Annotated in this window: 15 protein-coding genes; 13 read left to right on the top strand and 2 right to left on the bottom strand. The window is 37.6% G+C overall.

The features are described from left to right. Positions 1-184 precede the first annotated feature (184 nt). A complete protein-coding gene (gene mfd, locus WAE64_RS02290; RefSeq protein WP_340234058.1) occupies positions 185-3,535 on the top strand; it encodes a transcription-repair coupling factor in 3,351 nt (1,116 codons plus the stop codon). 95 nt (positions 3,536-3,630) lie between these two features. Next, on the top strand, positions 3,631-4,917 hold the full coding sequence (gene gldJ, locus WAE64_RS02285; protein WP_340234056.1) for a gliding motility lipoprotein GldJ: 1,287 nt from the start codon (positions 3,631-3,633) through the stop codon (positions 4,915-4,917). Positions 4,918-4,991: 74 nt separating this feature from the next. Here the strand turns inward: gldJ and WAE64_RS02280 are convergent, their stop codons facing one another. Beyond that, positions 4,992-5,678, bottom strand: a complete 687-nt coding sequence (locus WAE64_RS02280; protein WP_340234054.1) for a ComF family protein — start codon at positions 5,676-5,678, stop codon at positions 4,992-4,994. Between the two features lie 36 nt (positions 5,679-5,714). Between WAE64_RS02280 and WAE64_RS02275 the strand changes: the two genes are divergently transcribed. The 9 genes from WAE64_RS02275 to WAE64_RS02235 all read left to right on the top strand — a co-directional run bounded on the left by WAE64_RS02275 (position 5,715) and on the right by WAE64_RS02235 (position 20,500). Then, on the top strand, positions 5,715-6,071 hold the full coding sequence (locus WAE64_RS02275) for a hypothetical protein (RefSeq protein WP_340234052.1): 357 nt from the start codon (positions 5,715-5,717) through the stop codon (positions 6,069-6,071). Beyond that, positions 6,068-6,835: an exodeoxyribonuclease III gene (locus WAE64_RS02270; protein ID WP_340234049.1), complete on the top strand. Its 768-nt coding sequence runs from the start codon at positions 6,068-6,070 to the stop codon at positions 6,833-6,835. The genes WAE64_RS02275 and WAE64_RS02270 overlap by 4 nt, the downstream gene beginning before the upstream one ends. Positions 6,836-7,000: 165 nt before the next feature. Next, complete coding sequence (locus WAE64_RS02265; protein ID WP_340234047.1) at positions 7,001-10,447, top strand: DUF4175 family protein; 3,447 nt, start codon at positions 7,001-7,003, stop codon at positions 10,445-10,447. A gap of 219 nt (positions 10,448-10,666) precedes the next feature. Next, positions 10,667-12,529, top strand: coding sequence for a tRNA uridine-5-carboxymethylaminomethyl(34) synthesis enzyme MnmG (mnmG, locus tag WAE64_RS02260; protein WP_340234045.1), 1,863 nt, complete (start codon positions 10,667-10,669; stop codon positions 12,527-12,529). An 83-nt stretch (positions 12,530-12,612) separates the two neighbouring features. Beyond that, positions 12,613-14,247: an Ig-like domain-containing domain gene (locus WAE64_RS02255; RefSeq protein WP_340234043.1), complete on the top strand. Its 1,635-nt coding sequence runs from the start codon at positions 12,613-12,615 to the stop codon at positions 14,245-14,247. Between the two features lie 992 nt (positions 14,248-15,239). Next, complete coding sequence (locus WAE64_RS02250; RefSeq protein ID WP_340234041.1) at positions 15,240-17,039, top strand: tetratricopeptide repeat protein; 1,800 nt, start codon at positions 15,240-15,242, stop codon at positions 17,037-17,039. A 179-nt stretch (positions 17,040-17,218) separates the two neighbouring features. Further along, the gene (locus WAE64_RS02245) at positions 17,219-18,472 is read left to right on the top strand and encodes a M48 family metalloprotease (RefSeq protein WP_340234039.1); all 1,254 of its coding nucleotides are present in this window, start codon (positions 17,219-17,221) and stop codon (positions 18,470-18,472) included. Positions 18,473-18,613: 141 nt separating this feature from the next. Then, complete coding sequence (gene accD, locus WAE64_RS02240) at positions 18,614-19,456, top strand: acetyl-CoA carboxylase, carboxyltransferase subunit beta (protein WP_340234037.1); 843 nt, start codon at positions 18,614-18,616, stop codon at positions 19,454-19,456. A gap of 66 nt (positions 19,457-19,522) precedes the next feature. Continuing rightward, complete coding sequence (locus tag WAE64_RS02235; protein ID WP_340234035.1) at positions 19,523-20,500, top strand: radical SAM protein; 978 nt, start codon at positions 19,523-19,525, stop codon at positions 20,498-20,500. Between the two features lie 10 nt (positions 20,501-20,510). On the opposite strand, the gene WAE64_RS02230 is transcribed toward WAE64_RS02235, so the two are convergent. Next, positions 20,511-20,795 carry a putative quinol monooxygenase gene (locus WAE64_RS02230; protein ID WP_340234033.1) on the bottom strand — a complete coding sequence of 95 codons (285 nt, stop codon included), beginning with the start codon at positions 20,793-20,795 and terminating at the stop codon, positions 20,511-20,513. Between the two features lie 180 nt (positions 20,796-20,975). Here WAE64_RS02230 and WAE64_RS02225 point away from each other — a divergent pair, with 180 nt between their 5' ends. Together WAE64_RS02225 and WAE64_RS02220 are read left to right on the top strand one after the other, a co-directional pair. Next, positions 20,976-21,650 (top strand): SGNH/GDSL hydrolase family protein, encoded by a 675-nt coding sequence (locus WAE64_RS02225; protein WP_340234028.1) that lies wholly within the window; start codon positions 20,976-20,978, stop codon positions 21,648-21,650. 41 nt (positions 21,651-21,691) lie between these two features. Next, positions 21,692-22,618 carry a polysaccharide deacetylase family protein gene (locus WAE64_RS02220; RefSeq protein ID WP_340234026.1) on the top strand — a complete coding sequence of 309 codons (927 nt, stop codon included), beginning with the start codon at positions 21,692-21,694 and terminating at the stop codon, positions 22,616-22,618. Positions 22,619-22,762: the final 144 nt, after the last annotated feature.

Raw genomic sequence — 22,762 nt, 5'->3', positions numbered from 1 at the left:
TTTTTAATTTCGCCTTAAAATATAATATTAAATAAAAAGCGATATAAACAAGACATAATCTGGGGTTTAGCAAAGTATTAATCTCTGTAAAAATCAGTTTTAATTTTATTTTTTATTTTTGTACTGAAATTCAGGACGCAAAAGAGTTTTTGCGTCCCTTTCTTATTTATAAAATTCTGAAAGAGTGGAAGTAAAAGACTTATTAAAGATTTATAGTGAAGATAGTATTATTCGTACATCTATCGATAGCATCAAGACGAATCCTATCACTCAAATAAAAGGGCTAGCCGGTAGTTTAGATGCCGTGCTGGCAAGTTTAAACTACCAGATTAACCCACAGCACAATCTTTTTATTCTGAACGATAAGGAAGATGCGGCTTATTTTTATAATGATTTACAAAATCTGCTAGGAGAAGAAAATGTATTTCTTTTTCCGATGTCATACAAAAAACCTTATCAATACGAAGAGATTGATAACGCAAATGTGCTTCAAAGGGCCGAAATTTTGAATCAATTAAATAATGAAAAGGCCAATCTGCTTATTGTAACCTACCCTGAAGCCCTTTCTGAAAAAGTAATCAACAAAAAATCATTGATTGCCAATACGCTTCAAGTAAAGGTTGGCGAAGAGTTTGACATCAACTTTATATCAGAGTTGCTTATCTCTTATGATTTCGAAAAAGCCGACTTTGTTTATGAGCCAGGGCAGTTTTCTATCCGTGGGGGTATTGTTGATATTTTCTCTTATGCCTCTGAATACCCATACAGAATTGAACTTTTTGGAGATGAGATAGACAGTATCAGGCTATTTAACCCTGAATCTCAATTATCAATGCATCCGGTTAATCAGATTAACATTATTCCTGATGTTCAGAACAAATTAATTAAGGAAACAAGAGAAACTTTTTTTAATTTTATTCGCAATACGAGTAATATATGGATAAAAGACGCATCTTATTGTTTCGAAATTATTGACGATTCTTTCAAAATTGTAGAGCAACATTTTCAAGAGATAGTGGGTCGTAGCGGAGGTATTCAGGTCGTCGAAAATCCAGAAGCATTGTTCGAAACCCGTCGGAGTATTCAGAATGAAATTAAGAAGTTTAAAATCATTGAATTTGGCACTAAGAGCTATTATAAGGATGCCGAAAAAATCAGCTTTCAAAGCAAAAGCCAGCCTTCATTTAACAAAGATTTTAAACGCTTGATTGATAACATCAAAGAAAATCAATCGAAGCAATTTACTACTATTATATCGGCCGAATCGCTTAAACAACTAAGCCGACTTAATTCGATTTTTGAAGAGATAGACCCCTTCACAAAATTCAACGCTTTACAGATTTCGCTTAGAGGTGGTTTTATTGATGAGCAAACCAAAGTAGCTTTCTATACCGACCATCAGATATTCGACCGCTACCACCGATTCAAGGTAAGAGACAAATTCAGTAAGTCGAAAGCCCTTACCATGAAAGAGTTGAGAGCATTACAAACTGGCGACTTTGTTACTCATATAGATTATGGTATCGGGCGTTTTGCAGGGCTCGAAAAAATAGTAGTTGGCGACAAAGAGCAAGAGGCGGTAAGGCTAATTTATCGAGATAACGACATCCTCTTAGTTAATATCCACTCCTTACATAAGATAGCTAAATACTCAGGCAAAGAAGGGGCACCACCGGTAATGAGCAAGCTTGGCTCGGCCGAATGGGAGAATAAAAAATCGAGGGTAAAGAAACAGGTAAAAGATATTGCCAAAGAGCTGATAGGTCTTTATGCCAAGCGCCGCATGGCTCCGGGTTTTGCTTTTTCACGTGATGGTTTTATGCAAGCCGAATTGGAGTCATCATTCTTCTATGAAGATACGCCCGACCAGGCAAAAGCTACCAACGATGTAAAAGACGATATGGAAAAACCGTATCCGATGGACAGGCTGGTATGTGGTGATGTTGGCTTCGGAAAGACCGAGGTGGCTATTCGGGCAGCATTCAAAGCGGTGGCCGATAGTAAGCAGGTAGCCGTGCTGGTACCTACTACTATTCTGGCAATGCAGCATCATAAAACTTTTGCCGAGCGTCTTTCGAAACTTCCGGTCAATGTAAGTGAGATAAGTCGTTTCAGGTCGGCTAAAGAGATTACCGAAACTTTGAAAAAACTTAAAGAAGGTAAGATAGATATTTTGGTAGGTACGCACCGAATCTTAAATAAAGATATTGAGTTTAAAGACCTTGGTCTTTTGATTATTGACGAAGAACAAAAATTTGGTGTAAAAGCAAAAGATAGATTGAAGGAAATGAAACTTAATGTTGATGTGCTTACATTAACAGCTACACCAATACCACGAACACTTCATTTTTCTTTAATGGGTGCCCGTGATTTATCGGTTATCTCTACACCTCCGCCAAACCGCCAGCCGGTTACTACCGAGGTGCATGTATTTAAAGAAGAGTTTATCAGAGATGCCATCAGCTATGAATTGAAGCGTGGCGGACAAGTTTACTTTGTACACAACCGTGTAAACGATATTGAGTCTATTGCCAACATTATATTAAGACTCGTACCTGATGCTAAAATTGGAATTGCTCATGGACAAATGGACGGCGACCGTTTGGAAAAAGTAATGATGAAATTTATTGAGGGCGACTACGATGTGTTGGTGTCAACCAACATTATTGAGTCGGGGCTTGATATTCCGAATGCCAATACTATTATTATTAATCAGGCTCAAAATTTTGGTATGTCTGATTTACACCAGATGAGGGGCAGGGTAGGGCGTTCGAATCGTAAAGCATTCTGTTATTTACTCACACCGCCACTTTCTGTATTATCTAGCGATGGTCGTAAACGCCTGCAAACATTGGAAGAGTTTTCAGACCTTGGCGATGGTTTCAAAGTATCTATGCGAGACTTGGATATTCGTGGTGCGGGTAACCTGTTAGGTTCAGAACAAAGTGGCTTTATTAATGACCTGGGTTATGAGACCTACCACAAGATTTTAGATGAAGCGGTGCAGGAATTGAAAGAGAATGAATTCAAAGATTTATTCATGAAAGACCTCTCGGAATCAATTACTGATTTAAGATTGCCAGACTGCCAGATTGAAACCGATTTACAGATTATTATTCCTGAAAACTATGTGAGTAATATTTCGGAACGCTTGTCGCTTTACAATCAATTAGATAATATTGAGAAGGAACAAGAACTACAACAATTCCAGAAGTCGGTCATTGACAGATTTGGCCCAATGCCTCAGGAAGTACAAAATTTAGTTAAAATGGTAAGAATCAGATGGAAAGCAGAGCAATTAGGATTTGAAAAATTAACTTTAAAAAACAATATCCTGAAATGCTATTTCGTTTCCTCAGAGAAAACAGAATATTTTCAGGCAGATAAGTTTGGCAGAATTCTTGATTACATCAAACATAATCCAAAAAGATGTTCGCTAAAGGAAATAAAATCTAAGCTTCTTCTTACCGTTGAAAATTTACAAAGCATTGATGATTTAGATAAATTATTGAGCGGATTTGTCGGAAAAGAGTAACCTTTCTAAAGATTTGATTCTCAGAAGATTAAGATATTTACATCAAATAACCTATTTTTGCAAAACGAATTCTATTAACAAAAATCATTCCGAAAATGAAAAGAATACTTTTTAGTTCGATTACGGGTGCGTTGGCTTTTGCGCTTATCCTAAGTGGTTGTTCGAGCAAAAAAAGAACGAGTATCGACCCGGGTCGCAATAGTACTGCTACCGGGATTGCCTATTCTAAAGACAATAAAGGTAAAAAACCTAAAAAAGGACAGGCTCAGCAAGCTGATGGTTTTCAGGTAAATGCCTTTAAAGGTCAGCCTGCAGGTCCAAACCTTGTGTATATTGAGGGGGGGCGTTTTACAATGGGTACTGTAGAGGAAGATGTAACCTACTCACGCGATAACCTTGAAAGAACTGTAACTGTTTCTTCGTTTTATATGGACGAAACAGAAATTACTAATCTACACTGGCTTGAGTATTTACATGGTATTCAAAAGGATTCGTCGCAAGAATTTTATGAAACAGCCTTACCTGATACTACGGTATGGATGAATAAACTATCATTTAACGACCAGTTTACTGAGCAATATCTTCGTTACCCTGGTTTCAGATTGTATCCTGTTGTAGGTGTTTCATGGGTACAGGCATCTGACTATTGTAAATGGAGAACCGGAGCAGTAAATGGTGAAATGGCAGCTCGTTTTGGTCCTAAAGCGAAAACATCTAAAAGAGACAGAAGTGCCCCTACAACAGAAGCGCCACAAGCTAAGGCGGGTGGTCGTTTAGCTATCGAAACAGGTAATGTACTACCTGGCTACCGTCTTCCGACAGAAGCTGAGTGGGAATATGCTGCAAAAGCTATGATTGGTACCCAATATATGGACGAAAACCAATCAAGCCAACGTATTTATCCTTGGGATGGCTCATCAATGCGTAAGCCAAAAGGTGGCCAGAAAGGAACAATGTTAGCTAACTTCAAACGTGGTCGTGGTGATTTTGCTGGTATTGCCGGACGCCAAAACGATGGTGGTATCATTACTATGGAAGTTTATGAGTTCCCTGCTAATGACTTTGGTCTTTACAACATGGCCGGAAACGTAAATGAGTGGGTATATGACGTGTATCGTCCGAACTCTTTCCAAGACGTAAACGATTTGAATCCAATCCGTCGTAGCGATTACCTTGATGAAGAAAGCTTATACGATAAAAAAGGTTTTAACTCATTGATAGACAACAAACTACGTGTTTACAAAGGTGGCTCATGGAATGATGTAGCCTACTGGTTATCACCTGGTACTCGTCGTTATTTAGACCAAGATTCTTCAACTGCAACTATCGGTTTCCGTTGTGCAATGATTGCCATTGGCCCGAAAGGCAAAAGAAAATTGTAACCCAAATTCGTTTTCATAGAAAAACCCTTTCGAATGAAAGGGTTTTTTGTTTTATATAGGTATATCCGATAAGCTTAGTCAGCTATGGCAATAGTTACTACCGAAACGGCTGCACAGCCATTCTGAATCAATACCTCGGCAAATGCTTCAATCGTAGAACCTGTAGTAAGCACATCATCAACAATGGCAATCCGCTTACCTGTAATCTTCGACTTATCTCTTATATAAAAGGCATCTTTCACGTTCATAAAGCGTTCAAAACGGTTCTTTTTGGTTTGTGTAGCTGTATTTACAACTTTTTGAGCCACCACGGCATCATAAGGCACTTCTAAGGCCTTTGAGAGGCCCTCTGCTATGCAATTGGCTTGATTATAGCCTCGTTGCTTTTCTTTCTCAATATGCAGCGGCACACCTATAATCAAATCTATGTTTTTATCGAAACCTGCTTCTTTTAAATCTCTCCCATACAATTCTCCAAGCAAAACGCCTAGGTCAGGTTTGTTCTTGTATTTTAGCTGATGCAATAGCTTTTGTACTTTATTCTTTTTTGCAAAGTGTAGATAAGCCAACGTATGAGCCATATTTACCTTACCCCAGAATCGCCTTTCAATGAGTACGTCAGAGTTTAGGTGTACATTTGTACGAGGTAAACCAACGAGGCATTTGGTACAAATCAGTTTTTCTCCTCCTAAAAGTGCTTCTCCACAAGCATCACAGGTTTTCGGATAGATTATATCTATTAAATGATTTACCCATTTCATGCGCTTTCATTAAGTTTGTACATAAAAATATTGCTAATGGTAGAAGACGACAAATTAAAAGAAAACTGGCAAACATTATTAATGTTTCTGAAAGAAAATCTAGGAAAAAAAACCGTTGACCTAAACGGGGTATTATTTGTAATAGGTGTACAAGAACTAGGGCAGGGGAAGAAGTTTTTTAGTAAAGAAGAAAAACAAGACCTGATGCACATAGCCATTTGTAAAGTTTTAAGTTATGGAGGCTATTATGAGCTCGAAGGAAAAGACGAAGCAGGCTGGCCTCATTGGAAGCTAATACAGCCTTTGCCAAGTTTTGATTTATTATCTCAAGAAAAACTATTGAAACACTTTGTTATAGAATATTTCAGAAAAGAAGTTGGCCTACATATATGAAAATCATCAGCTACAATGTAAATGGCATACGTGCCGCCATCAATAAGGGATTATTGGATTGGCTCAAAAATCATCAGCCAGATGCTATCTGCCTGCAAGAAATTAAACTATCTGAAACCGAGCTTGTAAGCCCAAAGTTTGAAGAATTGGGTTACCATTGTTATTGGTATCCGGCACAAAAACGTGGATATAGCGGGGTAGCTATTCTTTCTAAAATAAAACCTGTGCACGTGGAATACGGAATGGGTATTGCGGAATATGATTTTGAAGGGCGCATGATACGTGCCGACTTTGATAATTTCTCATTGATTAGTACATATTTCCCCTCAGGTACGTCGGGTGATGAACGCCAGGGACTAAAAATGAAATTCCTGGAAGATTTTTTCGTTTATATTGAAAAACTCAGTAAAACCATTCCTAACCTTGTTCTTAGCGGAGATGTAAATATCTGTCATCAGGATATAGACATCCATAATCCTAAAGGAAATGCAAAATCGTCAGGTTTTTTACCGGAAGAGCGGGCCTGGGTTGGCAGGTTTATTGATGAAGGATATATCGATACTTTCAGGTTTTTTAATCAGAACCCTCATAATTACACTTGGTGGTCAGTAAGGTCAGGGGCAAGGGCAAAGAATCTGGGTTGGCGTATCGATTATCACTTTGCTTCTAAATCATTACAACTTCATTTAAAAAGTGCTGCCATTTATCCGGAGTTACATTTTTCTGACCACTGCCCAATTGAACTTTGTTTAGAGTTCGCTTAATATCTGCATTCAACAGGCACTATTAGGCGAGTTTCTTAAATAAAGTGCCTGTTGAAAATATTTTCTTCGGTTATTATAAGCATCTTTCCGTTATAGAATAGTATTTCAATAGTACGCTGTGGCGACTTGTTCACTTAAAAATCCTTAATCTTTTAATACAATACCATGTCAAGTTCAGTTAAAGCTCTTTTCGAAAAGATTGATGAATACAAACGTCAGTATTACAAAAACCTTTTAATTAAAGGTTCTTTGTTTACTTTGGCCATCTTGTTATCATCGTTTCTGTTGCTCAATACAATTGAGTATTTTGGCCGTTTTAGCTCTGTTATCAGAGGTGCTTTACTATTTACCTTTATCGGGGTGGCTCTTTACTCACTTATTTTCTGGGTAGTAAAGCCTGTTTTATACTTGTTGCATTTCAACGAACCTCTTACTTATGAAAAAGCAGCTAACGAAATTGGCAAATTCTTTCCGGAAGTAGGGGATAGGCTGTTAAATACACTGCAACTGGCTCAGTTTTCTGAAAAGGAAAATGCATTGTTACAAGCCAGCATAGACCAAAAATCGCAAGAGCTGAAGTTTGTGCGCTTTGCCGATGCTGTCAAAATAAGCGAAAACAAAAGATACCTCAAGTATGCTTTGCCTCCTTTGGTATTGGTGTTATTGATTGCGGCAGTATCGCCTAAATTTTTTAAGAGTAGTACTGAAAGAATCGTGTACTTTCAGAAAGATTTTGCCGAAGAAGCTCCTTTTAAGTTTGAGATAACCAACGATGAACTGAAAGCAGTAAAAAACGAAGATTTTGTACTGAACCTAAAGCTTATTGGTAATGCAGTACCGGAAGCAGTATATCTGGTAGCTAATGACCGTAAGTTCAAGATGAGTTCGGAAGATAATAAAACTTATTCTTTTACTTTCTCTAAAGTACAGAATCCTGTCGATTTCCATTTTCTGGCATCAGGCTTTAAATCTAATGCTTTTGAATTAGAGCTTATCAGCCGCCCTAATCTACTTTCGTTTGATGTTGCACTCAACTACCCATCATACCTCAATAAAGCTAACGAAGGCTTCAATAATGTAGGAAACCTTGTAGTACCCGAAGGCACAACTGTACAATGGAATTTTAAGGCTGTAAATACAGACTCTTTATATCTGAGCTTTGACAACGAAGGTAAGTTATTGGCAAAAGATGGCTTTGGCGATAATTTCTCTTACGTGAAACGTTTGAAAAACTCATCTTCATACCAGATTCACCTCAAAAACGAGTTTAGTAGCAACCGTGAGAACGTTGATTTCTATATAAATGTAATTCCGGATAAGTATCCACAGATTCAATTGGAGCAATTAAAAGACTCTACACTATTTAATTATATTGTATTGGGCGGAAACATTACTGATGATTATGGTTTGTCTCAGTTTAAGCTTTTTTACAAGACCATTAAAGATAATAATCAGAACCAGCCTTATGCATCTATGGATGTTGCGTTTAATCGCTCACAGGTATCGCAAAGCTTTTATTACCAAATGCCGCTGACAGAGCTTCAACTGAGCCCAGGCGATAAAGTTGAGTATTATCTTCAACTGTGGGACAACGACGGCGTAAACGGCTCTAAAAGTACCAAAACGGCTGTTATGACGCTTGCACTCCCATCGGCTAAGCTTTATGATGCCGAAATAGAAAAAGCGGCCGAAAAAACAGAAGATATGCTTGAGAAGTTGAGTGAGAAATCGAAGAAGTTAAAGAATGAATTGGCTAATCTTGAAAACCGCTTGAAAAGCAAAAAGGATTTAGATTTTCAAGAAAAGAAACAATTGGAAGAATTGATTCGTAAACGTGATGAATTAAATAATGAGTTGAAAAGCTTACAAGAGCAGTTTGACCAGATGCAGGAGAAGACTAATCGTTTTCAGCAGCAAAGCCCCCAACTTCAGGAGAAAATGCAACAGTTGAAAAAACTCATGAATGAACTCATGAACGACGAAACCAGTAAGTTGTATGAAGAGTTGAAGAAACTGCTAGATAAAGACATGGACGAGAAAACGATTGAGCAATTGGAAAAGCTGAAAAATAAAGAGCGTAATATGGATAAAGAGATTGACCGTACGCTTAAACTTTTCAAACAATTACAATTGAAACAAAAAGTTGAGAAGACTGCACAAGAACTGGAGAAACTTGCCGAGAAACAAGACAAACTTGGCGATGAAACAAAGAAGCAGGAGCAATTGAATAAAGAGGCCGAGAAGTCGGATAATAAAGACCAGAATAAAGATGGCAAGAAAGATGATGCGAAAGATAATAAAGATCAAAACAAAGACGGCAAAAACGACGACTCTAAGGACAATAAAGAACAGAATAAAGAGAATGGCAAGGATGACAAGAACGAGAGCCTGAAACAAGAGCAAGAGAAACTCAATAAAGAGTTTGAGGACATGAAAGAGAAAATGAAAGATATTGAGCAATTAAGTAAAGAGCTCAAAAAAGACATGGACTCTCAGAAGCAGGAGCAAGAAGATATTTCGAAAGAACAGCAGAATGCTAAAAAGCAACTTGACCAAAAGCAAAACAATTCGGCATCGAAGAGCCAAAAGAATGCGGCTAATAAAATGAAGAAGATGGCACAGCAGATGTCGGAATCTATGCAAAGCCAGGAAATGAAAGAAATGAACGAAGATATAGATGCTTTAAGAGCTATTCTGGAGAATCTTGTAAAACTTTCATTCGACCAAGAAGGCTTAATGAAAGACTTTAGAAATATGACTGTTACCGACCCTAGATTCGTGAAACTCTCGCAAGACCAGTTGAAGTTACAAGATGATGCCAAAATCATCGAAGACAGTCTTTATTCGCTTGCCAAGCGTGTGCTTCAGATACAATCATTTGTAACGAAAGAAGTAACCTCTATGCGTAATTCGATGGATGAAAGCGTGAAGTTTATTAAAGAAAGAAAACTAAATGTGGCATCGGCTAAGCAACAATTTGCCATGACCTCTATCAATAACCTTGCTTTGATGCTTAGCGATACCTTTAACCAGATGCAGCAAATGATGGCCAACGCCATGCCAGGCAGTGGTAAAAGCGGCAAGAAAAGTAAGAACCCTGCACAAATGCCATTAGGCGAAATGCAGGAGAAACTAAACCAAGGTATGCAACAAATGGGGCAGGGCAACCAAAGCGGAAAACAGATGTCGCAGGAAGCAGCCCGATTAGCGCAAGAACAAGCGAAACTTCGTAAGATGATACAACAGCTACAAGAAGACCTTAAAGGCACTGAGGCTGGTAAGAAACTTGGCAATGAACTGAAGGAGCTAGAAAAGAAAATGGACGAGAACGAAACTGATCTGGTGAATAAACGAGTGAACCCTGAATTAATGAAACGCTCAAGAGAAATTCAGACTCGCTTGCTTGAAGCAGAGAAAGCCATTAAGCAACAAGAGGAAGACCCAACGCGCCAGTCTCGTACAGCGCAGCAGTTTAATCGCCAAGCTCCACCATCTATGGAGAAATTCTTGCAAGAGAAGGTGAAACAAGTGGAACTAATTAGAACAGTTCCGCCTAATTACACCCCATTCTATAAGAAACAAACTGATAATTATTTCAGAAAAATTAAGTAATTATATTTCTTCGTAAATTTGTAAGGACACTCTAACGAGTGTCCTTTTTATTTATATATCAGAACCTTCTTTCAGGCTTCATCGTTTTATATCTTTTACCCGATAGAAGTTCGGAAGTTTTTCATCCAAAAGTTTATAACAGTTTTTCTGTTTCACGTGGAACGCACACATATTTCACTATCAAAAAGTTTCACGTGGAACCATAAACAAATTAAGACCATGTTTCCAGAATATGATGTTATAGTAGTAGGGGCAGGGCATGCCGGATGCGAGGCCGCATCTTCAGCAGCTACTATGGGTTCCTCTGTACTATTGATAACAATGAATATGCACACCATTGCACAGATGTCGTGCAACCCAGCGATGGGTGGCGTTGCAAAAGGACAAATAGTTCGTGAAATAGACGCTTTAGGCGGACGCTCAGGAATTATAAGTGACAAGACCATGATTCAATTCAGAATGCTGAATAGGTCTAAAGGCCCCGCTATGTGGAGCCCTCGTTGCCAAAGCGATAGAATGATGTTTGCCCAAGAGTGGCGAGATACGTTGGAAAGTATCCCAAACCTAGACGTTTGGCAAGACATGGCCGTAGGTATACTTGTAAAAGATAATAGGGTAGTAGGGGTAAAGACCTCAATGGGTGTTGAGATACAAGGCAAATCGGTAGTACTTACCAACGGAACATTTCTGAATGGAAAGATACATATTGGCGAAAAAACCTTTGGTGGTGGTAGAACAGGGGAGAAGGCAGCACACGGAATTACAGAGCAATTAATAGAGTTAGGCTTTGAGTCTGGGAGAATGAAAACCGGAACACCGCCAAGAATAGACGGACGCTCGCTTGATTGGAGTGAAATGGAAGAACAAAAAGGCGATGATAATCCTGAAAAGTTTTCATATACCGATACGCCTAGACTTACCAAGCAAAGAAGTTGCTACGTAACTTATACAAACGAACAGGTACACCAAACCCTCAGAAAAGGATTTGATAGATCACCAATGTTTAGTGGTAGAATAAAAGGATTAGGGCCTCGCTACTGTCCGTCAGTAGAAGATAAAATCAACCGCTTTGCAGATAAAGACCGCCATCAGATATTTGTAGAACCAGAAGGATGGAATACAGTTGAAATGTATATCAATGGTTTCTCAACCTCTTTACCTGAAGATATTCAGTACGAAGCCCTACGTTTAATACCAGGCTTTAAGAACGCAAAGATGTTCAGACCGGGATATGCCATAGAATACGATTTTTTCCCTCCGACTCAGTTGAAACTTACACTTGAAACTCACCTGATTGAAAACCTTTTCTTTGCAGGGCAAATCAACGGCACAACAGGTTATGAAGAGGCCGCTTGCCAAGGGCTCATTGCGGGTATTAATGCCCACAACAAAGTACAAGAAAAGAAAGCTTTCGTCTTGAAAAGAAATGAAGCATATATAGGAGTGCTTATAGATGATTTGGTTAACAAAGGTACAGATGAGCCGTATCGTATGTTTACATCAAGAGCGGAGTTCAGAACATTGTTGCGCCAAGATAATGCAGATATACGCCTGACTCAAAAAGGATATGATTTAGGGCTTGCCTCTCAAAGCCGCCTTGATAGAATGATTGAGAAAAGAGAAGAGTCAGAGAAACTCATAAAATCATTGAGAGAAATGAAAGTTTCACCCGATCAGGCAAACTCTTATTTGGAATCGATAGAATCGGCAGGACTAAGAGAAAAGTCTTCTTATTATAGCATATTGAAAAGACCAGAAATAGAACTCGATGATATAAAAAACCTGAGCGATGAAATAAAAACACATTTAGGAAGTTTTGATGATGAAGTATTAGAGCAGGCAGTAATACATGTGAAATACGAAAGTTATATCGAGAAAGAGTTATTAATGGCAGAGAAGATGGCTAAGCTCGAGAACCTTAGCATTGTACCAAACATCGATTATGATAAACTAACATCTATATCGATAGAAGCCAGACAAAAGCTTAAAAAATTAAAACCTCAGACATTAGGACAAGCCTCACGAATAAGTGGCGTTTCTCCCGCTGACATTTCAGTACTGATGATTCATCTGGGTCGATAATAACTATTAAATTTTCTTAATTACCCTCAAATGTTATTTGAGGGTTTTATTTTTGCATTTCAAAAGCAATAGGCATAATAGATATGTTACAAAAGAATTTATATAGAGCAACAGCATTTTTAATTATCAGCAATCTATTGTTGAGTTGTGCACAGTTTGTTCCGCCTACCGGTGGAAAGAAAGATGAAGTTGCGCCAAAACTAGTGAAATCTATTCCGGTAGATAAGCAAACCAATTTTAAGGGTAATCAGATAGAACTATACTTTGATGAACTAATAGATGTAACATCACTGCGCCAGGAGTTAATCATTATTCCGGAGCAGGATGGGTATTATGACATAAAATCAAAATCAAATAGTGTTATTCTTAAATTCGATAAACCATTTAAAGATAGCACAACCTACACTTTCAATTTCAAAAAAGGAATAAAAGACCTAAATGAGAGGAATGAAGCGCAAAATCTTAAATTGGCATTTAGTACAGGGGCAAAGATTGATTCATTAGAGATAGAAGGCAATGTGAAGAACTTGTTCACAAACCAACCGATTCTTGATGCGCAAGTATCGTTGTATGAAGTACAGGATTCTTTAAGTCTAAAAAAGACAAAGCCTAACTACTTTTTGAAAACCGACTCAAGCGGAAATTTCAAATTCGAGAATCTAAAAAAAGGAAAGTATAGACTCTATGCTTATACTGATAAAAACAGTAACCTAAGATTTGACAATAAAACAGAGATGATAGCCTTTGTGAAAGATACTATCAAACTAGATACTAACATCCGAAATATCAATATGGCCTTATATATGGCCAATAACGATAAACCTAAAAATCAGAAGACACTCCAGAGAGCAGAAGACTTTACTGTAATTTATGATAAAAACATCAAGACCTATAGTGTTTCATTTGTGAACCCTGCAGATACGCTTCCGTATTCAGCACAAAGAAATGAAATAAAGTTTTATAACATTCCACTAAAGACTGATACAGTTAAAGTTAATATTACAGTAAGAGACTCAGCAGATAATGAGTTGACACATTTACAAAAGATAAAATTCAGAGACCAGGAAAGACGCACAACCAGAAGGAATAAACAAGATAACTTCACTTTTCAGACTGACCCTAAATCAAACGAACCGGTAGAGAATAATCTAGTTTATGAATTTTATTTCGATAACCCCATTGCAACAAGCGACTTTAGCAAAATCAAACTACTAAGCGATACCATAACAGTAGAACCCTTAGATGAAAAGGCGCTAGCGTGGAACATGTATAAAACACATCTAACACTTACAAAACAAATTTCAGCAAAAAGGGAAATAAAGTTTGAGTTTCAAGCAGGTGCGTTTATGAACATAAGAGGAGATTCAAGTGCAAAGCAAACGCTAAGAAATCCGTTATTGAAACCCGAAGACTATGGAATCGTTGAGGGGATAATTGAGGGAAATACGGATAATAAAATCGTACAATTGGTCGATGAAACCTATAAGGTAGAAGCCGAGCAAAAAACGAAAGATAGATTCTTATTTACCAATGTTAAACCAAAACCATATCTGATAAGAATAATTGTAGACAGCAATGGCAATGGCCAATGGGATTATGGAAATGTTGAAAATGATATAGAACCCGAAAAAGTTTATTTCTCAGAAGAGGTAATAAGAGTAAAAGCTAATTTTGAATTGCGAGATATAAAAGTAAATATTGGTGACAAGAAAGAATAAATTAGTTTATCAAAAATAGTCAAGAGTAATTCAATACAAAGAAGATGTTCCACTATCATAGTTTGATACGGACCATCTTCTTTTTTATTAGAGGATATTTTAAAATAGTGTATATCTATAGAATAGTGTAAAAGTAGTATATCAACTATAAAGCCACTCTTGGTGTCACATCATAAAATACAAAACAGGGAAGGTCTATTATGAATTAGTTGTGGCGCGAACTTCCAGTTCGCAATATGTATTCGTAATGTACTATTATATGTTATGTTTGGATAGTAAATACTTAATCGTTTCGATAAGTTATAACACCAGCGAACTGGAAGTTTGTGCCACAATTTTTTTATAAAACTGCAATAAGTATTTGAAACCTAAGAATGCGCAACCTGAAAGCATTTTATCTCCCCTACCTTCCAGGTTAAATCGTCTAGACTTCTACTCTCTGCATATCAAAAGAAACAAGAGTTTTCACCTATCTCAACACTTCAAAACAATCCACCGCCAGTGGCTCTAAAACACTAAAATGTGGGTACTTTTCTATGAATTGGCAAAAGGTCAATTCAAAATAAAAAATATCCAAAAAACACTGTGGACAAATATGTGGATACTGTATGCATATTGTGTACTACCTCGTGGAGTGGTGTGTGGAGAATTCAATAACGATAGTGGAAAGAATAGTTGGCTTGTGGAATAAGCCCCAAACTATGGCCTTTTCCTCAATTCACACCAAGTGGATTAACGTGGAAACACTATGTGGATAGAGGTAAAAATAATCAACACAAATATTTCATTAGCGAGTGTAAATAAGTGGCCTTATAATTGATTATCAATAAAATAAGTGTGGAATAGTAAAATAAAAATGTGGAAAAAGAGATTATTTATGTGAATGAGTTGCAAAGCCATTATCCACAGAGTATATTTATTCACATTTCCACAGGCATAACAATCAAAAACAACAATAAAATATTATTTAATTTTTATTTTTTTTATAAAACATGAAGAGGTGTTTATTAATTGTGCTGATGACTCTCATGGGAGTAAACTTAATGGCTCAAGACCTTGAACTGGCGAATGAATATTTCAAGCAAGGCGAATATGAAAAGGCCAAAGAGATTTACGTGAAGTTGTCGAAAGATAAAAATGCGGTTAGGCTGGTGCACACAAATTACTTGCAAACCCTTTATAAATTAAAAAATTGGGACGAGGCCGAAAAATTTCTGAAACGCCAGATAAAGAGTAATGAGAATATCATTTCGTACAAAGCAGACTATGCCCTGTTGTTGGAAATGACAGGCAAAATTGAAGAATCACAAAAAGAATTTGCCAACGTGATTGACCTTGCGGCAAAGTCAGACGGGACACTTTACGAAATGCAAGACTTTCTGTATCGGAACAGTAAAACCGAACAGGTTATTCAGTTGCTTAAAAAAGGCCGTGAGATAGCAAAAGATGAAAACAAGTACGCTATTTTGTTTGCAAGGGCGTATCTGTACAATGGGCAGAAAGAACCCATGATTGAAGAAATGTTGAAATATGGCCTTAAAGAAGGAAATGTTGAATATGTAAAAGCCACGCTTCAAGATAATCTTAAAACAGATGCTGAAATAGAAATGCTCGAAAAGGTGCTTTACAGCAAAGTACAGAAGTTTCCGAATGAGCAATACTATGCTGATATACTAATATGGCATTTGGTGCAACAGAAAGAGTTTAACAAGGCTTTTATTCAAACACGTGCCTTAGACAGACGCTACAAACTTGAAGGGCAAAGGGTTTTTGAGCTGGCACAAACGGCTTTGGTAAACAAAGAGTACAAGAACGCTATTCAGATGTACGAATACGTGATGAAAGAGTACCCACAAGGCCAGTATTACCCCTATGCCAGACGAAATGCTATCTACTGCAAGGAAGAAGTCATTAAGACAACCTATCCGGTCGATTTAGCCTCTATCAGAACGCTCATAAATGACTACCAGAACCTCTTTCTTGACTTAGGCCAGAACCAGAAAACAATGGAGGCCATGAGAAACACTGCACAGCTCTATGCTTTTTACTTGAACGAAAGAGATACAGCCATTACAGTACTCGAAAAAGCAATCAGCATTGCAGGTGGTGATAATAATTTTAGAGATAAATGTAAGCTAGACCTTGGCGATATTTATGTTCTAAGAAACGAGCCTTGGGAAGCAACCTTACTCTACTCGCAAGTTGAAAAGTCTCAGAAAGAAGATATGCTGGGCCAGGAAGCTAAATTGAAAAATGCCAAATTGCATTACTACAACGGCGAGTTCGATTTATCGAAAGATATTCTTGATATTCTCAAAAAAGCTACCACTCGTGAAATCGCCAACGATGCCATGCAATTGAGTTTGTTGATTCAGGATAACATAGGCTTAGATACAACCGAAGCCGCCATGCGTGAATATGCCTCAATTGACCTGTTGCTTTTCCAAAACAAAAACAAAGAAGCTTTAGAGGCACTTAATGTAGCTTTTGAGAAGTACAAAAGCCATAGCCTGGCCGATGAAATATTATGGCTAAGAGCCAATACCTATGTAAAAATTAATGAGGCTAATAAGGCACTAGACGACCTCGAGACCTTGCGTAAGAATTATAACTACGATATCTTGGCTGATGATGCCCTATTTCTGGAAGCAAAGATATATCAGGAGAAATTAGGCCAGAAAGATAAAGCGATGGATTTGTACAGAGAAATCCTTCAGAAATTCCCCGGAAGTATCTATAGCGCCGAAGCCAGAAAAAGATTCAGAAATCTACGTGGTGATACAATAAATTAAGGGTTTTCCACATTAATATTGTTAATAAGTCTCATAAACCATAAGCTTATGAGACTTATTTGTTAAAGTATTGTTAAGCCCAACCACTACCATCAATTGATAAGAACTTTCCTCGTTAATCTTCATATTAAGCTAAACAAAATCTCACTATGAAATATAGGTTATTCACATTGTCCACAATGTTATTCACACTTAGCTATGTAGCAAATGCGCAGAATGGCGTACGTACTTTAGGATATAATTACTATGGGCAACGGATTAATGAAAAGGCCATTTGCAATATGGTAAGTTTCCGCTCGAAAGACGTTGCAGAGAAAGCAGTAGAAGAGATTGTGCGTAGAAGTGGATTAAAAAAGAATTTTTATGTGATGGAGTGCCCTAATACAGATAACTGCTTTGCCGCAGTAAACGGACAAACCCGCCTGATTGTGTATGATGGAGCCTTTATGCAAAAAGCTAATAGTATATCTAAAACCGACTGGGGTGCATTAAGCATACTTGCACATGAGATAGGCCATCACTTGCAAGGGCATACAATTATTGAAGGCGGAAGCGACCCGCAAAAAGAAATTGAAGCTGACGAGTTTTCGGGTTTTGTAATGTACCAGATGGGGGCTTCGTTGAAAGAAGCTCAAGCAGCTATCAGCAAACTTACTTCTGATTATGATGGTGGTACTCACCCACCAAGAACCAGACGCTTAGCTGCCATTGAAAAAGGATACCGCAATGCACAGGACCTATACCCAAATGTGAAGAAAAGCGACGGAAGCGTAATTACTTCGAATCAGTCGAAACCATTACCTGAAGTACAATATCCACCAAAAGCAGAAAATACGCCTACACCACAAAGAAGACAACCAACCGATGTTGTGGATAATGTGGATAAAGATGTGAATAAACCCATTGACCCAATCAGAAGAACAGATGGAAACATGGGTGGCGCACCAGAAATGCCCAGAATAGACCCCACTACTGTTGATAACTCGGGTGAAATTGTGCGTAGCCCTGCTTGTTTCGAAGGTGATTGTGGAAATGGTTTCGGAAAAATGATAAACACCGTAACGAAAGAAAGATATGAAGGTGAATGGAGAAACGGAAAACGTGATGGTCGTGGTGTAGAGTATTACCCTGATGGTGAGAAAAAATATGTGGGTAATTTTCAGAACGGAAGGTACAACAACTATGGTACCTACTACTTTAAAAACGGAGATAAGTATGTAGGCAAGTTCAAAAACGGAATGATGAACGACGACAAAGGCTACTTTATATATAATAATAATGTACGCCTCGTAGCCAAGGTAGAAAATAATAAGAAGAATGGAAGGGCCACGCGATTGTACCCGGATGGAAGAAAAGAAGAAACGTATTTCGAAAACGATGTAGAGCGAAAGGCATATCGAGACGCAAGCGGTAGGCCAATCAATACGTTTTAAGTCAAAATTAGAAAGCTGAGATAAATGAATCTCAGCTTTTTTATATGATTAAACCTCAGATTTATAAAAATTAAGAAAAAACTTTTAAATCACACCTCAAGATTCTTTACCTTTGACCCCTCAAAACGTTTTTTTTCTGATATGTCTTGGTTTAAGCGTACTGTAAAAGGAATTCAGACACCAACCGAAATGAAGCGCGAAGCGCCTGACGGTTTATGGTATCAATGTCCGAACTGTAAAAAAGCAATGCATTCACGTGAGCATAAAAATAATGCCTATACATGTATTCATTGTAATTATCACGAAAAAATTGGCTCTGATGCCTATTTTAATCTTCTATTTGATGACGGAAACTTTACTGAATTAGATGCTGATCTACGCTCAGGCGACCCGCTTAATTTTGTAGACACTAAGCCCTATCCGGACAGAATACGTGCTACCGAAAAAAAATCGGGTTTAAAAGACGCAGCTCGTACAGCTCATGGTAAAATGTCAGACCTTGACATCGTAATCACCTGTATGGATTTTGCATTCATCGGTGGGTCGATGGGCTCGGTTGTTGGTGAGAAAATAGCAAGAGGAATTGAGTATGCATTGAAAAATAAAATCCCGTTTCTAATGATTTCACGCTCTGGTGGCGCCCGAATGATGGAGGCAGGATTCTCTTTAATGCAGATGGCCAAAACCTCGGCCCGACTAGCACAATTAGCTGAAGCAAAGATTCCTTATATATCTCTATTAACAGACCCAACCACTGGTGGTGTTACAGCTTCGTACGCCATGTTAGGTGATTTCAATATCTCTGAACCACAAGCGCTCATCGGATTCGCAGGCCCTAGGGTTATTAAAGAGACCATCGGTAAAGAATTACCAAAAGGTTTCCAGACTGCAGAATTTGTCTTAGAGCACGGTTTCCTTGATTTCATTGTAGATAGAAAAGATTTGAAAGATAAACTGGCGAGTCTGTTAAAAATGCTGGCTTAATTAAGCCAGCTAGTATTAGGGTAAAATCATACTTATCAATCATCAACAAGTAAGCTAGTAGATAGTATGAGACTTATCAAGCATCCTGTATTATGTAATTACTACATTACGTATCGTTGTAATGCAACGTGTAGTTTTTGCGATATATGGGAGAAGCCATCACCCTATATTACAATTCAGAATTTTAGAGAAAACCTTCGTGACCTGAAAAAACTAGGTGTAAAAGTTATTGACTTTACAGGTGGTGAACCATTACTGCACCGGGAACTCGATGTATTGCTTACAGAAGCTAAAGGCGCAGGTATGATAACCACCGTAACAACTAATTGCTTATTGTACCCTAAATACGCCGAGCGCCTGAAAGGTAAAATAGATATGCTCCACTTCTCACTCGATTCACCCGATGAAGAAGAGCATAATCAATCGAGAGGTGTAAAGTGCTTTGATAAAGTACTGGATTCTATCAAAATCGCTAAAGCAAATGGTGAGCGACCGGATATCTTATTCACAGTTTTTGAACAAAATGTGGATAAGATTGAACGAGTATGGAAGGAAATCACCCAACCGAATAATCTGGTTTTGATACTGAATCCGGTTTTTGATTATAATAGTGTGCAAACAGGCGGAAGTCTTTCCGAAGAATCGCTTAATAAGCTACTGTGGTGGGGCAAGCAAAAAAATGTGTATCTCAACGAAGCATTTATAAGCCTACGCCAGAATGGTGGAAACCACGTGGATAATCCCGTTTGTAAGGCAGCATCTACAACATTGGTTATATCACCGGAGAATAAACTTATCCTCCCCTGCTATCATCTAGGTACTAAAGACTTTTCTATCAATAATAATCTTTACGAATTATATCAATCTACCGAAGTACAAGAAATTGTTGCACTTGAAGGAAAACTGAAAGAGTGCGAAGGTTGCGTAATTAATTGCTATATGCAACCATCGTTTGCTGTAGAAATAAACAAATACTTCTGGAAAGCCCTACCAAGTACACTCAAGTACAACTATATAAAAAACACCTGGAAACAACTAATATAAGTATTAGAGACTAAACTTTAGATAAGAAAAACAATTCGGCCGGCGACTCCAATAAATCCTCTGCTTTTGCCGAAAATTCTGCTATATGTACATTAGCCAGGTGATTCTCCAGACTTTCTTTATCGGTCCAGTTTTCGTAAAAGAAAAATAATTTGGGGTCTTCATTGCTTTGATGGAGCACATAATCGATACAACCCTCTTCTTTTAATGTAGGTGCTACTAATGCCGATAAAGCGTTTTTGGCTTCTTCTACCTTATCTTCTTTAACTAAGATTTTAGCAATGACTGTTAACATAAAACGGCGTGTCTAGTTAGGTAAAATAAATCCAAAAGTAAGGTTTTATTTTTTTTGAGCGAGTTTTTTTGTTCACAAATTAAAAAATAACGCTCTTCTGAATGGTCTTTTGACAATAAGAGTAAAAAAAACTAATTTTAAAGGCTTGATATTATTTAAACAATTCAACCTCAAAATTAAATGAAAAACACCCTAAAGTCGCTTACCCTTATCGTCCTCTCATTATTCATGTTTTCGCTAACACAAGACAAACCCACTAAAGTAATTTTGTTTGGTGATTCAATAACTCAGGCTGGCGTTGGTCCAAACGGTTATATTACCAAAATGAAAGAAATGCTCGAAAAACAAGGAATCAAAGACAAGTACCAATTGATTGGTGCAGGTATAGGCGGCAATAAAGTTTATGATTTGTTCTTACGTATGGAAGACGATGTACTATCTCAAAACCCTGACGTAGTAGTTATCTACATAGGTGTAAATGATGTATGGCATAAGTCAAGCCACGGCACAGGAACAGACGCCGATAAGTTTACAGGTTTCTATACTGCTATAATCAAAAAATTACAATCGAAAGGCATAAAGGTAATTTGCTGTACGCCGGCTGTTATTGGCGAGCGCAACGATAACAGTAATTCACAAGACGGAGACCTGAATCACTACTCAAATCTTATCAGAGGCATCGCTTCAAAATTCGATTGCCCTTTGGTTGATTTAAGAAAAGAGTTTTTGGCTTATAACTTAAAAAATAACCCTCAGAACAAAGAGTCGGGTATCTTAACAACCGATCGAGTACACCTTAACGAAACCGGTAACCAGTTTGTAGCCGATTTAATGTTGAAAACAATTGTAAAATAAATATACCCTCAAGCCACTGTTAAAGCAGTGGCTTTTTTATTATGAAAAAACTATCAAACTTAAAAATTTTATTCGCTTTTTTCTTGGTATTAAATGTTAAGGCGCAATATCAGATAGCCATAACTATTGACGACCTACCATTTGTACAAGAGTTATCACTCAAGCACGCACAAGAATCAACCGATAAATTACTGGCTAAAATAAAGAAACACAAGATTAAGGCAGTAGGTTTTGTAAACGAAAAAACGGTGATGCGCTTAGGTGAGATTGATGCACGAGTAGCTATGTTAGAAAAATGGCTTATCAATGGTAATCAGTTAGGAAACCATACTTTCTCCCACCCTTCGCTTACTACAACACCGCTGGAAGATTATAAAACAGAGTTGCTAAAAGGTGAAGTGATAACAACCGAACTCAATAAAAAGTATAAGCAGCCGAAGAAGTATTTCAGATATCCGTTCTTACAGGTAGGTGCCGATAGCGTTAAGCGATATGGTTTCGAGAAAGTATTGAAAGACCACAATTATATTAATGCTCCGGTAACAATAGAGGCCGACGACTGGTATTTTAACAAAGTCTATATGGATGCTATGAAGGCAGGTAACAAAGACCTTATGAAAACCATTGCCGAAAAATACATACAGCATAACAGCGATTATTTCGACTACTACATTAAATATACACAAGAAGTAATAGGCCGCCCAATCAAGCATATTTTCTTATGCCATGCCAATGCACTCAACGCCGACTATTTCGACGAGCTTTGTAAGGTTATGACCGATAAGGGTTTTACGTTTATTACGCTAGACGAAGCCTTGCAAGATGAGGTGTATCAACACAAAGATACTGTGCTTGCCAAAGGTGGTTTTTCATGGTTGCACAGATGGAGAATAACAGATAAGAAGAAATCAACCATAAAGGAAATTGAAATTCCGGCTGATATTCAGGCTTTGTATGAGAAAAAATAGAACCTTATCTGCTAAATCACTTATTTAGAATAGATTAAAACTGATGTTGCCTCAGCAAAGTTTTCGGTATTTTCTGTATTAATATTTTTTAAAAATACATAATTTGCGTAAAATTTCTTTAATTGGCTTCATCTACAATTATAA

It is taken from the genome of Emticicia soli (assembly GCF_037860775.1).
GTDB classification, from domain to species: domain Bacteria; phylum Bacteroidota; class Bacteroidia; order Cytophagales; family Spirosomataceae; genus Emticicia; species Emticicia soli.
Note: the sequence above shows the minus strand (reverse complement) of the source record. Positions and strands in the feature narration are given on the sequence as shown.

Coding starts and splice junctions, on each gene's coding strand:
- gldJ (WP_340234056.1), top strand. CDS start 3,631: ATGAAAAGAATACTTTTTAGTTCGATTACGGGTGCGTTGGCTTTTGCG.
- WAE64_RS02280 (WP_340234054.1), bottom strand. CDS start 5,678: ATGAAATGGGTAAATCATTTAATAGATATAATCTATCCGAAAACCTGT.
- WAE64_RS02275 (WP_340234052.1), top strand. CDS start 5,715: ATGGTAGAAGACGACAAATTAAAAGAAAACTGGCAAACATTATTAATG.
- WAE64_RS02270 (WP_340234049.1), top strand. CDS start 6,068: ATGAAAATCATCAGCTACAATGTAAATGGCATACGTGCCGCCATCAAT.
- WAE64_RS02265 (WP_340234047.1), top strand. CDS start 7,001: ATGTCAAGTTCAGTTAAAGCTCTTTTCGAAAAGATTGATGAATACAAA.
- mnmG (WP_340234045.1), top strand. CDS start 10,667: ATGTTTCCAGAATATGATGTTATAGTAGTAGGGGCAGGGCATGCCGGA.
- WAE64_RS02255 (WP_340234043.1), top strand. CDS start 12,613: ATGTTACAAAAGAATTTATATAGAGCAACAGCATTTTTAATTATCAGC.
- WAE64_RS02250 (WP_340234041.1), top strand. CDS start 15,240: ATGAAGAGGTGTTTATTAATTGTGCTGATGACTCTCATGGGAGTAAAC.
- WAE64_RS02245 (WP_340234039.1), top strand. CDS start 17,219: ATGTTATTCACACTTAGCTATGTAGCAAATGCGCAGAATGGCGTACGT.
- accD (WP_340234037.1), top strand. CDS start 18,614: ATGTCTTGGTTTAAGCGTACTGTAAAAGGAATTCAGACACCAACCGAA.
- WAE64_RS02235 (WP_340234035.1), top strand. CDS start 19,523: ATGAGACTTATCAAGCATCCTGTATTATGTAATTACTACATTACGTAT.
- WAE64_RS02230 (WP_340234033.1), bottom strand. CDS start 20,795: ATGTTAACAGTCATTGCTAAAATCTTAGTTAAAGAAGATAAGGTAGAA.
- WAE64_RS02225 (WP_340234028.1), top strand. CDS start 20,976: ATGAAAAACACCCTAAAGTCGCTTACCCTTATCGTCCTCTCATTATTC.
- WAE64_RS02220 (WP_340234026.1), top strand. CDS start 21,692: ATGAAAAAACTATCAAACTTAAAAATTTTATTCGCTTTTTTCTTGGTA.